This is a genomic window from Pseudonocardia sp. 73-21 (genome assembly GCF_001899645.1).
In the GTDB taxonomy this organism is placed as follows: domain Bacteria; phylum Actinomycetota; class Actinomycetes; order Mycobacteriales; family Pseudonocardiaceae; genus Pseudonocardia.
On record NZ_MKVV01000014.1, the window covers coordinates 71,578 to 84,633 of the forward strand.

Annotated in this window: 13 protein-coding genes; 5 read left to right on the top strand and 8 right to left on the bottom strand. The window is 73.7% G+C overall.

Annotated elements, in window-relative coordinates; all coding sequences use genetic code 11:
- Positions 1-57 precede the first annotated feature (57 nt).
- Complete coding sequence (dmpG, locus tag BGP03_RS02225) at positions 58-1,086, bottom strand: 4-hydroxy-2-oxovalerate aldolase (RefSeq protein WP_296370683.1); 1,029 nt, start codon at positions 1,084-1,086, stop codon at positions 58-60.
- Positions 1,083-1,988 (bottom strand): acetaldehyde dehydrogenase (acetylating), encoded by a 906-nt coding sequence (locus tag BGP03_RS02230; RefSeq protein WP_296370684.1) that lies wholly within the window; start codon positions 1,986-1,988, stop codon positions 1,083-1,085. The genes dmpG and BGP03_RS02230 overlap by 4 nt, the downstream gene beginning before the upstream one ends.
- A 103-nt stretch (positions 1,989-2,091) precedes the next feature.
- Between BGP03_RS02230 and BGP03_RS02235 the strand changes: the two genes are divergently transcribed.
- From BGP03_RS02235 to BGP03_RS02250, 4 genes are all read left to right on the top strand, one after another.
- Entirely contained in the window at positions 2,092-2,247 is a 156-nt protein-coding gene (locus BGP03_RS02235) for a hypothetical protein (protein ID WP_296370685.1), read from the top strand.
- A 77-nt stretch (positions 2,248-2,324) separates the two neighbouring features.
- Positions 2,325-3,065 (top strand): IclR family transcriptional regulator, encoded by a 741-nt coding sequence (locus BGP03_RS02240; RefSeq protein WP_296370686.1) that lies wholly within the window; start codon positions 2,325-2,327, stop codon positions 3,063-3,065.
- An 84-nt stretch (positions 3,066-3,149) separates the two neighbouring features.
- A complete protein-coding gene (locus BGP03_RS02245) occupies positions 3,150-4,733 on the top strand; it encodes a thiamine pyrophosphate-binding protein (protein ID WP_298799696.1) in 1,584 nt (527 codons plus the stop codon).
- A gap of 127 nt (positions 4,734-4,860) precedes the next feature.
- Complete coding sequence (locus BGP03_RS02250) at positions 4,861-5,529, top strand: PadR family transcriptional regulator (RefSeq protein WP_296370688.1); 669 nt, start codon at positions 4,861-4,863, stop codon at positions 5,527-5,529.
- Between the two features lie 131 nt (positions 5,530-5,660).
- Here BGP03_RS02250 and BGP03_RS02255 read toward each other — a convergent pair whose 3' ends face one another.
- Positions 5,661-6,941: an MFS transporter gene (locus BGP03_RS02255; protein WP_296370689.1), complete on the bottom strand. Its 1,281-nt coding sequence runs from the start codon at positions 6,939-6,941 to the stop codon at positions 5,661-5,663.
- A gap of 94 nt (positions 6,942-7,035) precedes the next feature.
- Here BGP03_RS02255 and BGP03_RS02260 point away from each other — a divergent pair, with 94 nt between their 5' ends.
- Complete coding sequence (locus BGP03_RS02260) at positions 7,036-7,962, top strand: PAC2 family protein (protein WP_296370690.1); 927 nt, start codon at positions 7,036-7,038, stop codon at positions 7,960-7,962.
- On the opposite strand, the gene BGP03_RS02265 is transcribed toward BGP03_RS02260, so the two are convergent.
- From BGP03_RS02265 to BGP03_RS02285, 5 genes are all read right to left on the bottom strand, one after another.
- A complete protein-coding gene (locus BGP03_RS02265; protein WP_298799693.1) occupies positions 7,955-8,395 on the bottom strand; it encodes an SRPBCC family protein in 441 nt (146 codons plus the stop codon). The two genes, BGP03_RS02260 and BGP03_RS02265, sit on opposite strands and share 8 nt — an antisense overlap.
- Positions 8,395-9,234, bottom strand: a complete 840-nt coding sequence (locus BGP03_RS02270; RefSeq protein WP_298799692.1) for a phosphoenolpyruvate hydrolase family protein — start codon at positions 9,232-9,234, stop codon at positions 8,395-8,397. Before BGP03_RS02270 ends, BGP03_RS02265 begins: the two co-directional genes overlap by 1 nt.
- Complete coding sequence (locus BGP03_RS02275; protein WP_298799731.1) at positions 9,231-10,436, bottom strand: Tm-1-like ATP-binding domain-containing protein; 1,206 nt, start codon at positions 10,434-10,436, stop codon at positions 9,231-9,233. The genes BGP03_RS02270 and BGP03_RS02275 overlap by 4 nt, the downstream gene beginning before the upstream one ends.
- A gap of 48 nt (positions 10,437-10,484) precedes the next feature.
- Positions 10,485-11,570: a hypothetical protein gene (locus tag BGP03_RS02280; RefSeq protein ID WP_298799691.1), complete on the bottom strand. Its 1,086-nt coding sequence runs from the start codon at positions 11,568-11,570 to the stop codon at positions 10,485-10,487.
- A 239-nt stretch (positions 11,571-11,809) separates the two neighbouring features.
- A complete protein-coding gene (locus BGP03_RS02285) occupies positions 11,810-12,967 on the bottom strand; it encodes an AGE family epimerase/isomerase (RefSeq protein WP_298799690.1) in 1,158 nt (385 codons plus the stop codon).
- Between the last annotated feature and the right edge of the window lie 89 nt (positions 12,968-13,056).

The window sequence follows — 13,056 nt, forward strand, 5'->3', positions numbered from 1 at the left end:
GCAGCCTCCCCCGGACCCGACCCGGGGGACACCCTCCCGTTCGCGTCCGGGAAACGCCTAGCGTTCCCCCTCGGCGGCCAGCTGCAGCGCCACGTCGATGATCATGTCCTCCTGGCCGCCGACCAGGCCGATCTCGCCGCAGCGGCGCAGGATCGCGTGCGCGGGCACCTTGTAGCGCTCGGCCGCGGCCTCCGCGTGCAGCAGGAAGCTCGAGTACACCCCGGCCCAGCCCTGCACGATCGCGTTGCGGTCCATCTTCGGCCAGCGGTTGAGGTAGGGGCGCACGACGTCCTCGGCCGCGTCGAGCAGCGCCATGACGTCCACGCCGGTGTCGACGCCGAGCCGGTCGAACACCGCCGCGAGCACCTCGGTGGGCGAGTTGCCCGAACCCGCGCCGAGCGCGCACAGCGAGCCGTCGATGTACCGGACGCCCACCTCCTGCGCGATCACGGAGTTGGCCACGCCGAAGCTCAGGTTCTGGTGGCCGTGGTAGCCGACCCACGCCTCGTCGCCGACCTCGGCGACCAGCGCCTCGAACCGCGCCTTCGCCTCGTGCATGAGCAGCGCGCCCGCGGAGTCGGTGCAGTACGGCGCCTGACAGCCGGCGTCGACCATGATCCGGGCCTGCTTCGCGAGGTCCTCGGGCGGCGTGCGGTGGGCCATCATGAGGAACCCGGCGGTCTCCATGCCGAGGTCGCGCGCGGCCTGGAAGTGCTGCGGCGAGACGTCGGCCTCGGTGCAGTGGGTGGCCACGCGCACCATGTCGGCGCCGGCGTCGCGGGCCCGTTTGAGGTCGTCGACCGTGCCGATGCCGGGCACCAGCAGCACGGCGATCCTGGCCTGGCGGGCCTCTTCGCGGGCGGCGGCGATGAGCGTCATCTCGTCGGTGTGGGAGAAGCCGTAGTTGAAGCTCGACCCGCCGAGCCCGTCGCCGTGGGTCACCTCGATGACCTCGACGCCGGCCCGGTCCAGCGCGCGCACGGTGTCGCGCACCTGCTGCTCGGTGAACTGGTGCGCCATGGCGTGGGAGCCGTCACGCAGGGTGGTGTCGATCAGGCGGATGTCGTGCTTCAGCTCGGGCCTCATCGGGCTGCCTCCAGCTTCTCCGCCGCCATCAGCTCGCCCACCCGGGCGGCCGCGGCGGTCATGATGTCGAGGTTCCCGGCGTACTCCGGGAGGTAGTCGCCGTTGCCCTTGACCTCGAGGAACACCGCGACGCGGCCGTTGCCCTGCCAGCTGTCGCGCGGGTCGTCGAACTGCGGTTCGGCGCGCAGCGTGTACCCGGGCACGTACTGCTGCACCTCGAGCGCCATCTCGTGGATGGACGCGCTGATCGCGTCGTGGTCGGCGTCGGGGCCGATCATGCAGAAGACGGTGTCCCGCATGATCATCGGCGGCTCGACGGGGTTGAGGATGATGATCGCCTTGCCGCGCTCCGCTCCCCCGACCTCCGACACCGCGCCGGACGTGGTGTGGGTGAACTCGTCGATGTTCGCGCGGGTGCCGGGACCGGCCCCGCGCGAGGCCACCGACGCGACGATCTCGGCGTACGGCACGCGCGTGACGCGCGAGACCGCGTGCACCATCGGGATCGTGGCCTGGCCGCCGCAGGTGATCATCGAGACGTTGGGGGCGTCGATGTGGTCGCGCAGGTTCACCGGCGGGCACACCATCGGGCCGAGGTGCGCCGGGGTGAGGTCGACGGCCTGGATGCCGGCCTCGGCGTAGCGCGGCGCGTTGGCCTGGTGCGCCTTGGCCGACGTGGCCTCGAAGACGATCTGCGGGAGCGGGTCCTGGCGCAGCAGCCAGTCCACCCCCTCCGCGGACGCGGCGATGCCCTTGTCGCGGGCGCGTTTCAGGCCGTCGGACTCGACCACGCCCACCATGTAGGCGACCTCGATGGCCGGACTGCGCTGCAGCTTCGCCAGCAGGTCGGTGCCGATGTTCCCCGGCCCGACGATCGCGGCCGGCACTCTGTCGGTGCTCATGGGCACGAGGATGTCCGCTCCGACGTGCGGAGGGAACGCCATCGTTCCGGTGAACGAAACGTCTGTCGCAAACCTCGGTGGCGATGAGGGGCAGGAGCCCGCCATGACCGAGGCCGACCTGACCACCACCGCTGCGCTCGCCGGGCACGGCTACAACCTCAGCGTCGACGGCGTGGCCCGCACGGCCGGGGTCCACAGGACCACCGGCTACCGCCGCCGGGAGACCGAGGCCGTGCTACACGCGGCGCACGCCGGATGACGCCCTCCGCAGCCCGACGAGCGGCACTGTCGTCGGATAGGTTCCGACGAGTGCCGTTCGTCGGAAGGGGGACGTGCGTGGAACCACCCAACTCCGTGCTCGGGCGCGCGCTCACCCTCCTCACGGCGTTCCGGCCGGGTGACACCGAGCTCACCCTCGCCGAGCTGACCCGCCGTACCGGCATCCCGAAACCCACCGCGCACCGGCTGCTCGCGGAACTGGCCGGGTGGAACATCGTCGAGCGCACCCCGGACGGCATCCGGCTGGGCATGGCACTGTTCGAGCTGGGCCAGCTCGCCCCGCTCCAACGCGGACTGCGCGAGGCGGCCGCCCCCTTCCTCGCCGACCTGTTCGAGGCCACCCACGAGACCGTCCACCTCGCCGTCCCCGACGGTGTCGACGTGGTCTACGTCCACAAGATGGCGGGACGGCGCGGACCCCCGGTCCGGTCCCGGGTCGGAGGACGGATGCCGGCCTACTGCACGGGCGTCGGCAAGGCCCTGCTCGCGTTCGCCCCGCCGGAGCGCCTCGCGGCGGTGGTCGAGGCCGGGCTGACCCGCCGCACGCCCCGCACCGTGATCGCCCCCGGGCTGCTGGACGCCGATCTCGCCCGCATCCGCGAGCGCGGGGTGGCCGAGGAGCACGAGGAGTCGACGGTGGGCATCGCCTGCGTCGCCGCCCCGGTCCTCGACGGCACCGGTCAGGCGGTGGCCGCCATCTCGATCACGGGCTGGGCCAACCGCCTCGACACCGCGCGCCTCGCCCCCGCGGTACGCACCGCGGCGCTGGGCCTCTCCCGCGTCCTGCGCGGAACCTAGGACCGGCGACGTACGGCACCCTCGTCGCCCAGGTTCCGACGAAAGTGCCGTTCGTCGGCCGGGGGCGGGGATTAGGGTCGGGGCGTGGCAGAAGTCAGTGTGGCTCGGTCGGTTCTGGATGCCGTGGCGGTGCACGGGGCCTCCACCGTGTTCGGGCTGCCGGGGGTGCACAACCTGGCGTTCTGGAAGGGCGCCGGGAAGACCCCGCTCGTCGTGCGCCACGAGCAGGCCGCCGTCTACGCCGCCGACGGGTGGGCGCGCACCACCGGCCGTCTCGGCGCCGCCGTCGTCACCACCGGACCCGGTGCCGCCAACGCGCTGGCCGCGTTCGGGGAGGCCGCCTCGGTGGGGTCGCCCGTGCTGCTCGTGGCGTCCGAGATCCCGCAGCGGCTGCGCCGCGAGGGGCGGGTGCGCGGGGTGCTGCACGAGTCGCGCGACCAGGCCGCGCTGTTCGCCCCGCTGGCCAAGGCGGTGTTCAGCCCGCGGACGGCCGCCGAGGTCGCCGAGGTGCTCGACCTGGCGCTGGCCACGGCGATGACCCACCCGCGTGGGCCGGTGTACATGGACATCCCGGCCGACGTGCTCGGGGAGCCCGCCGTCACGGGGACCGCCGCGCACTGGCACGAGATCGAGCCCGCCGACGCGGACGTCGACGCCGCCGCCGCCGTGCTCGACGGGGCCCGCGTCGTGATCTGGGCCGGTGGCGGTGCGGTCGACGTCGAGCCGTCGCTCGCGGTGCTGGCCGAGCACCTGGGTGCGCCGGTGGTGGCCGGCTACCAGGGCCGCGGCTGCCCGCCCACCGACCACCCGGCGTCCGTGGGGCTGCCGCCGCACGAGCCCGAGGTGGCCGCGCTGATCGGCGCGGCCGACGTGCTGCTGGCCGTCGGTGGCGACCTCGACGGCATGAACACCCGCAACTGGACGATGCCGCGCCCGCCGAAGCTCGTCACGCTCGACCCGGCCCTGCCCCGCGACGCCCCGGAGTGGCCGGCCGACGCCGCCGTCACCGGCCGGCTCGGCGACGCGCTGCGCGGGCTGCGCGACCGGCTGTCCCCCCACCCCGCCTGGGCCCCGGACGGCCTGCGCAAGGAGGTCCTCGCGCGGCTGGCCGCCGACCCGCGGACGAGCGAGGCGGTCACGTTGGTGGAGGCGGTCGAGTCCGCGCGCACCGCGGAGACGGTGCTGGTCTGCGACATGGCGGTCGCCGGGTACTGGGTGGGCGGTTACGCGTCGGCCCCCGGTCCGCGGCGCCTCGCCTATCCCGTCGGCTGGGGCACGCTCGGGTTCGGGCTGCCCGCCGCGATCGGCGCCGCGGCCGCCGGCCGTCCGGTGATCGCGGTCTGCGGCGACGGCGGGCTGATGATGGGGGTCGGCGAGCTCGCCACCCTCGTCCAGGAACAGCTGCCCGTCACCGTCCTCGTCGTGGACGACGGCGGGTACGGGATGCTGCGCTACGACCAGATCCACGCCGGCGACGACGAGGTGGGCGTCGACCTCGTCACGCCCGACTTCCCCGCGCTCGCCGCGGCGTTCGGGATCCCGGCGCGGCAGGTGACGATCAGGGACCTGGCCGGAGCGCTCGCCCCGGCCGAGGGCCCGCGCCTGGTGCACCTGCGGGCCCGGCTCACCCCACCCCGGACCACGTCGCCGCGCTGGCACGAGGACTGACACCTGATGTGACCCACGTCATATCGCTATCCACGCTATCGCGATATATCGTGATGGCACACGAGCTACTCAGTGCTATCGGAGCAGGAGGCTCGCAACGTCTGAGGAGACATCAACCATGAACGCCATGCACCCCCATCAGGGACCGTTCCGCCGCCGGCACGGCCGGCCGGACATGACCGCCACCCCGCCCTTCGCCGGGCCGGTGGAGGACGAGAACGAAGGACCCCGCGGTCGCCGCGGTGGTCCGGGACGGGCCGCCCGACGCGGCCCGTTCGGTCCGGGCTTCGGCCCGGGCCCCGGAATGCCGCCCGGCCGGGGCTTCCCCGGCCCACGTGGCCGCGGCCGCGGCCGCCGCACGGCCCGCGGTGACATCCGCGCCGCCGTCCTGGCGCTGGTCGCGGAGCAGCCACGGCACGGCTACGAGATTATCCAGGAGATCGCCGAGCGCTCCGGTGGCGCCTGGCGCCCCAGCCCCGGCTCGGTCTACCCGACGCTGTCGCAACTGGAGGACGAGGGCCTGGTCCGCGTCGAGCAGACCGACGGCCGCAAGGTCGTCCAGCTCACCGAGGCCGGCACCACCTACGTGGCCGAGCACCGCGAGGAGCTCGACGCCGTCTGGGCGTCGGTCGGCCGCGACGCCGACGACGAGGCCTCCGGCCTGTGGGAGCAGCTGGGCCAGCTGCACGCCGCGGCCCAGCAGGTGATGGGCGCCGGCACGCCGGAGCAGATCACCGCGGCCACGGCGGCCCTCACCGAGGCCCGCAAGACGATCTACCGCCTGCTCGCCGAGTAGGCGGCTACGCCACCCGTGCGCGGATATCAGGGCTGGAGCACTGTTTTCCGCGCACGGGGCACGACGTGCTCGTCCGACCTGCGCGGCGAGGTACCGCGCGACCACCGCCGCCGACGTCGTGAGCCGTGGGGTCAGCGGCGGCGGCGCGCCAGCACCTCGCGCAGGGGCGGCACCACGACGCCCGCGGCGGCGAGGCCGCGGCGCGCCCGGCGCCGCGCGATCAGCACGCCGGTCAGGGCCACGGCCCAGATCACGTACTGGACGGTCCACGCCAGGCGGAAGCCCGCGGGCGTGTAGCCGGTGGGGCCCAGCAGCACCCCGACCCCGAGCGCCACGAGCAGCGACGCGAGGAACCCGCCCACGTTGACGATCCCGATCGCCGTGCCCTGGCGGTGGCCCGGGTTGAACGTGCGGGCGTAGTCGAACCCGATCATCGAGCCGGGCCCGCCCGTCGCCAGCACGACGACCAGCAGCACGAGCAGCCAGGTGGGAGCGGGCGGCGGGACCAGCAGCACGATCGTCCACATCGCGGCGGTCGTGCCGATCACCGCGAGCACCAGCCACGAGCGGCGCAGCGGGTGGCGGGCGGTGAACTCGCCGAACAGCGGGCCGGCCAGGATCCCGACACCGACGAACAGCGTGAGCAGCGCGCTCGCCCCGCCCGTGGTGAAACCCTGCCCGGCCACGAGGTACGGCACGCCCCACAGCAGCGCGAACACGGTGCCGGAGAACTGGGTGCCCATGTGGGTCCACAGGCCCAGCCGGGTGCCCGGTTCGCGCCAGGAGCGCTTGAGGCCGTCGACGATCTCCCGCGGGCTCTGGGCCGGCGGAGGCGGCGGCGCGCCGGGCGGCCGGTTGCGCAGCACCGCCGCCACTGCGATCGCGACGGCGACGCCGAGCGCCGCAGCGGAGACGAACGCCGTGGTCCAGCCCGGACCGTTCAGCAAGGCGGCGAGCGGGATCGCCGAGAGCACCTGGCCGAGCTGCCCGAGCAGGCCGGTCAGCTGCGTCATGAGCGGGACGCGCCGCGCCGGGAACCAGGCCGACACCACCGACAGGACCGAGATGAACGTCAGCGCGTCGCCGGTGCCGACGAGCACGCGCGCCGCGATGGCCAGCGGCACCCCGTCGGCCACGGCCAGCACGAGCTGCCCGGCCGCCATCGTCAACGCCCCGACGACGACCAGCCGCTTGGCCCCGAACCGGTCGAGCAGCACCCCCGCCGGCACCTGCAGCACGGCGTAGACCAGCAGCTGCAGGACCACGAACCCCGACAGGACGGCCGGTGCGGCGTCGAAGCGTGCGGCCGCGTCGAGGCCCGCGACCCCGAACGACGTGCGCTGCATGACGCCCACGAGGTAGGCGGAGAGTCCGACGGCCCACACGGCCCACACACGACGTTGCTTGTTCATCTCGACCCCAATGGTGCGGTATACCCGCCCGGAAAGGGATGCTGTGCGGGGAGTTTCACGTTGCAGTGGGTACGCGATCTTCAGGAGGAACACGGTGCTGGACCCAGCGGAGCTGTACGAGGTGGCGCCGGACGCCCCGGATCTCGAGGAGCCGGTGCTGCTGGTGGCGCTCGACGGCTTCGTCGACGCCGGGAACGCCGCGCGTCTCGCGGTGGCGGCGCTGCTGGCCGACCGGGAGCCCGTGCCGGTGGCGACGTTCGACATCGACCAGCTCATCGACTACCGGTCGCGGCGTCCCCCGCTGCGGTTCGAGAGCGACCGCTGGGCCGCCTACAACCCGCCGAAGCTGGAGCTGGTCACGCTCACCGACACCGGCGACACCTCCTACCTGCTGCTCTCGGGCCCCGAACCGGACACGCAGTGGGAGCGCTTCTCCGCCGCCGTCGCGCAGCTCGTGGAGCAGCTGGGGGTGCGGTTGGTGATCAACCTGACGGCCATCCCCATGGCGGTGCCGCACACCCGTCCGATCGGCGTGACGGCGCACGGCACGCGGCCCGAGCTCACCGAGGGCCACGAGGCGTGGTTCGCCACCGCCGAGGTGCCCGGCAGCGCCGTCGCACTGATGGAGTTCCGCCTCGGCGAGGCCGGGCACGACGCGATGGGCTTCGCCGTGCACGTGCCCCACTACCTGGCCCGCGCCGAGTACCCGCAGGCCGCGCGCGTGCTGCTCGACCACGTCGGACTCTCGGCGGGTCTCTACCTGCCCACCGAGGCCCTCTCCAAGGCCGCCGAGCGGGCGGAGGAGGAGATCGGCGAGCAGGTGGCCGCGTCCGACGAGGTCAAGCAGGTCGTCGAGGCACTGGAGCAGCAGTACGACACCGTGACCTCGGGCCGGGGCGAACGGTCGTCGCTCGGCCTGGCCGGTGAGCTCCCGAGCGCCGACGAGCTGGGCGCCGAGGTGGAGAAGTTCCTCGCCGCCCAGGGGGACGACGAGGACGACGGCCCGGGCGGTCCTAGCTGAACCGCTCCCGCAGGGCTGCGATCCCGCCCCCGTAGACGCCGCCGGCGAACAGCTCGTCGAGCTTCGCCTCGTCGGCGGCCTCGGCGTCGTACTCCGACCACCACTCCACGAACGCGTGCCCGGTGTCGGTGACGGGGGCGATCCGCACCGTCGAGACGTAGCGGCGCACGCCGAACGGGTTGGAGTCGGGGCCGTCGAAGGCGTAGGTGTAGCTGCGGTCGACGTCGTCGAGCGTGAGCAGGCGTTCGACGACCACCCCGCCGTCGCCCAGCGTCAGGCGGCGCACGGCACCGACCTGGCCCTCCGCGCCGCTGACCACCTCGCTCGTGGCGATGGCGGGGTGCCAGGACGGCAGCCCGTCGAACGCGCGGACCACCTCCCAGACGGCGTCGGCGGAGGCGGGGACCACACCGCTGGCGTAGGGACGGGGCATCACGTGCTCCTTCTCGTGAGGGTGTTCTTGAACGCGCGGGTCTGTTCGGTCAACGCGGTCTCGACAGGCAGCCGTTCCATGGACGACGCGCCGTAGAAACCGTGGCAGTGCTGCGTGGCTGCCACCACGTGCGCGGCGTCGTCGGGCATCGCGATCGGGCCGCCGTGGCAGAGCACGAGCACATCGTCGCGCACCTCCAGCGCGGCCGCCGACCACTCGTCCACGAGCGCCACGCAGTCGTCGAGGGTCTTCGCCGTCTCCGCGCCGATGGAGCCCCCGGTGGTCAGGCCCATGTGGCAGACGATGATGTCCGCCCCGGCCTCGGTCATCGCGCGGGCGTCGGCGGCGGAGAAGACGTACGGCGTGGTCAGCAGGTCGTGCTCACGGGCGGCCCGCACCAGGTCGACCTCCAGGCCGAACCCCATCCCCGTCTCCTCGAGGTTGGCGCGGAACGTGCCGTCGATGAGGCCGACGGTGGGGAAGTTCTGGATCCCCGCGAACCCGAGATCGGCCAGCTCGCGCAGGAAACGGTCGGTGATCATGAACGGGTCCGTGCCGTTGACGCCGGCCAGCACGGGCGTGTGGTCGACCACGGGCAGCACCTCGGCGGCCATCTCGACCACGATGTCGTTGGCGTTGCCGTAGGCCAGCAGGCCGGCGAGCGACCCACGGCCGGCCATCCGGTAGCGGCCCGAGTTGTAGATGACGATGAGGTCGATGCCGCCGGCCTCCTCGCACTTGGCCGACAGGCCGGTGCCGGCCCCGCCCCCGACGATCGGCTCGCCGCGCCGGGCCATGTCCTGGAACCGCTCGACGAGCTCGGCCCGCTGGAACCTCATGTGAGCACCTCCCGCCACGCGGCCACGACCGCGTCGGCGAACTCGGGATCGTTGACGTGGTGCGGAACCCGGACGACCACGCCCGGGCGGGTGTCCTGCTCCAGCGCGGCGAACAGCGCCTCGTCGGCGTCGGGGTCGTGGAACGGCTGACCGGGCGCGTCCAGCGCGGAGACGCCGCCGACGGGCAGCAGGAACCGCACCGACCCGGTGCAGGCGTTGAGCTTGGCCGCGAGGAACCGGCCGGCGGCCGCGTTCTCCTCCACCGTCGTGCGCATGAGCGTGACCTGCGCGTTGTGCTCGTAGAACAGCCGGCCGGCGAACGCGGCCGGCACGGTGTCGCGGGCCCCGAAGTTGACCATGTCCAGCGCCCCGCAGGAGCCGACGTAGGGCACGCCGGTGCGGGCGATCGCGCCGAGCCGGTCCTGCCCCGCCGCCATCACGCCGCCGACGAGCAGGTCCGCGACCTCGGTGGTGGTCAGGTCGAGCACCGAGCCGATCAGGCCGTCGTCCACCAGCTTCTCCATGGACCGCCCGCCCGTACCGGTGGCGTGGAAGACGAGCGGGTCGACACCGTCGCCGAGCCGCTCCAGCACCGCCGTGACGCACGCCGTGGTGACGCCGAACATCGTCACCCCGACCGCCGGGCGGTCGTCGGCGGCCGGCACCGCGTGCGTGAGCGCACCGGCCAGCATGTGGGCGGCGTTGCCCAGCACCTGCCGCGAGATCCGGTTGAGCCCGGCGACGTCGGTGACCGAGTGCAGCATCGCGATGTCGGACGCTCCGACGTACGGGGCGACATCGCCCGACGCCACCGTCGAGACCATGATCTTCACGAGCCCGACGGGCAGGGCACGCATCGCGGGCGTGACGATGGCGGTGCCACCGGAGCCGCCCAGCCCGAGCACGCCGCGGACGTCGGGCCGCGTGAGCAGGAAACGTTCCAGGGCTACGGCCATCGCCCCCACCGCGGAGCCCCGGTCGCCGGTGAACACGGCGCCGGCGCCCCCGGGATGGTGCGCGGCGACCTCGGCGGCCCCGACATCGGCGCCCCTCTCGTCGGGCCCCGACGTCGACACGTCGACCGTCACGACGTCCGCGCCGGCCGAGCGGGCCAGGTCCGCGACGTGGCGCACCTCGGCGCCCTTCGTGTCGAACGTCCCCACCACGTACCCCGTGCGCGCTACAACTCCGTCGTTGCCCACGACGGAGTTGTAGCGCACCGCACCGGTTCGCACCGGACGGAAGGTGGGTCAGCTGCGGGTGACGTTCTCGCAGTTGCGCAGGACGTCGGTGCGGTCGGCGACCACGGTGTCGACGCCGGCGCCGCAGTCGACCGTGTCGACCTCGCCGTCCGCGACGTTCACGGTGTCGTTGCCGGCGCCCGCAGTGAGCACGTCCCTGCCGGCACCGCCGGTGGTGATGTCATCGCCCGCGCCGCCGTCGATCACGTCGTTGCCCGCGCCGCCCGAGATCTCGTCGGCCCCGGTCCCGCCGCGCAGCACGTCGTTGCCGTCGCCGCCGAGGATGCAGTCGTCGCCGCCGGCGCCGTCCACCACGTCGTCGCCGCCGAGCGTGGAGATCCGCTCGGTCACGGCCGTGCCCGGCACGACGTCGCCGCCGGCGGTACCGACGCGCCCCGGCGTGGGCAGCACGCGGCACGGGGTCGGCGGCAGCGGCTCGAAGTCGTAGGTCGTCGTGCCGGTGGCGCCGGTGACCGCGACGGTGTCGAACGCGCCCTTGATGCCGGCGTCGTTCGCGGAGGTGTCACCGGCGTTGAGGGCCACGAGGAAGACCGTGCCGCCGGTCAGGCCGCCGAACGTGGTGCCGCAGGTGGCCCCGTTGCGGGAGGTGACCGTGGTGGGCGCCGTGGAGCCCGTGGCCGAGACGGTGTGCCACCCGTCACCGGTCGCCGTGCCCGCGAAGTCGTAGCGGCAGTCGTAGAACGACGCCGTGGAGCCGGCCGTCCGCGTGTAGACGTTCGCGTAGTACTGCTGCGGGTTCTTGTTCGTGGCGTCCGGGGCGATGTAGTAGTCGAAGGAGAGGCCGAAGGACGCCGTCGGGATGGTCTCCGCGCGCTGCACGATCATCTTCTGGTTCGGGTTCGCCGCACCGATCGGCCCGAACCGCAGGCTCCCGACGCCGGAGGTGTGCGGGCCCGCCGCGAAGGCGTAGGCCGGGGCCGGGGTGGTCGGGTCGGGGTCCACGACCCAGCCGTTCAGCGCCTCGGGCGTGACCGTGACGGCCGTTCCCGCGGTCATGGCGAAGGCGGAGGGGGCGGCGAGGGCGGTCAACGCCACCGCGGCGGCGGCCGCGATTCCGGTGCGGATCAGCTTCACGGTGGACGGGCTCCAGTGTGTCGAGGGCGTCGGACGCATCGGCGAGTCCGGCGAGAGCCGTGCACTGGTTGTGCGCAACCGACCTCGCAGGGTCACGCCCGGCTCTTCGCCGCGGACACGTCCGCCATGACGACTCTCGGCACTGGTTCGCCCGGATCAGTAGAAATAGACCATTTGCCGTAGTGAGCGGAGCTGCTCGACCGGGAGCTCGGAGGCGGTGCGGCCGGGCGTCGCCACGATCAGTCTGCGAGCAGGCCGTCCCGCACGGCGCGCGCCATACCCGGGGCCAGCGGGAGCCGGGGCACCAGGGTGGCCTGCACCGCGTGGTAGAGGTCGGGCTTGCCCGGCCACACCGACGTCGCGTGCCGGTTGTGCCGGTCGAGCTGGTGGACCCAGGAGCCCTCGACGCGGTCGATGTGGTGGGACTCGACGAACGCCCAGAACCGGTCCTGGTCGGCGACGTAGCGGGCCTCGCCGGTGACGGTGTGCAGCGCCGCCGCCGCCGCGACGGCCTCGGCCACCACCCACCACATGCGGTCGTGCGTGACGGGGGCGCCGGACCAGTCGGTGGTGTAGACGAACCCGTCCTCGCCGTCGGCGGCCCAGCCGTCGGCCACGGCGCGGTCGTAGAGGGCGGCGGAGGCGTCGACGAGCGGCGGGTCCAGGTGCAGCAGCAGGCGCGACCACTCCAGCCCGTGCCCGACGGTGGCCCCGTAGGGCTGGAACGGGTGGTCGGGCTGGTCGCGGTGGTAGGACGGCATCGGCTCCCACGCGGGCGTGAAGTGCTCGGGCAGCCGCCAGCCGAACTCCCGGCCGCGGGCGACCGCGAAGGTGGCGATCCGCCGGGCCCGCTGCCGCCACCGCGGGTCGCCCGTGGCGTCGGACGCGGCGAGCAGGGCCTCGACGGTGTGCATGTTGGCGTTGAGGCCGCGATAGGTGTCACGGCGGGCCCAGGTGCGGTCGAACAGGTCGCACACCATGCCGTGCTCGGGCTCCCAGAACCGCTCGTGCGTCGCCAGCGCCTCGGCCATCAGGTCGGACGCGCCGGGGCGACCGGCCACCGTCGCCGTCGACGCGGCGAGCAGGACGAACGCGTGGTCGTAGGCGTTCTTGTCGCTGGACTCCGCCGAGGTCGGCCAGCCGCCGTGCTCGTCGTCGTGCAGCGGGCCGGCCAGCGCGGCGAGCATCGCGTCGGCGACGGGGCCGGAGCTCTCGATCCCCGCCAGCACCGCGAGGCCGTGCACGTGCGCCATCCGGGCGGTGGAGTAGGGCTGCACGGGTCGGTCGAGCCAGGGCTCCCCCCGGTCCCCCAGCCAGGCGGCGCCCCCGCAGGGATGCACGACCCCGGCTCCCCCGAACCCCACGAGCCGCCGGAACTCCGCATCGAGATCGACCACGGTGCCACCCTAGGTGCACCTCGCAGCCCGTGAGGCACGTCGCAGCGCGCCGGCGGGCTGCGACGTGACCAGCGGGCTGCGACGTGACC

What these genes read in the sequence shown, in the direction of transcription:
- BGP03_RS02265 (WP_298799693.1), bottom strand. Translation starts at nt 8,395, where the DNA reads ATGCCCCGTCCCTACGCCAGCGGTGTGGTCCCCGCCTCCGCCGACGCC.
- BGP03_RS02235 (WP_296370685.1), top strand. Translation starts at nt 2,092, where the DNA reads ATGACCGAGGCCGACCTGACCACCACCGCTGCGCTCGCCGGGCACGGC.
- dmpG (WP_296370683.1), bottom strand. Translation starts at nt 1,086, where the DNA reads ATGAGGCCCGAGCTGAAGCACGACATCCGCCTGATCGACACCACCCTG.
- BGP03_RS02230 (WP_296370684.1), bottom strand. Translation starts at nt 1,988, where the DNA reads ATGAGCACCGACAGAGTGCCGGCCGCGATCGTCGGGCCGGGGAACATC.
- BGP03_RS02270 (WP_298799692.1), bottom strand. Translation starts at nt 9,234, where the DNA reads ATGAGGTTCCAGCGGGCCGAGCTCGTCGAGCGGTTCCAGGACATGGCC.
- BGP03_RS02250 (WP_296370688.1), top strand. Translation starts at nt 4,861, where the DNA reads ATGCACCCCCATCAGGGACCGTTCCGCCGCCGGCACGGCCGGCCGGAC.
- BGP03_RS02255 (WP_296370689.1), bottom strand. Translation starts at nt 6,941, where the DNA reads ATGAACAAGCAACGTCGTGTGTGGGCCGTGTGGGCCGTCGGACTCTCC.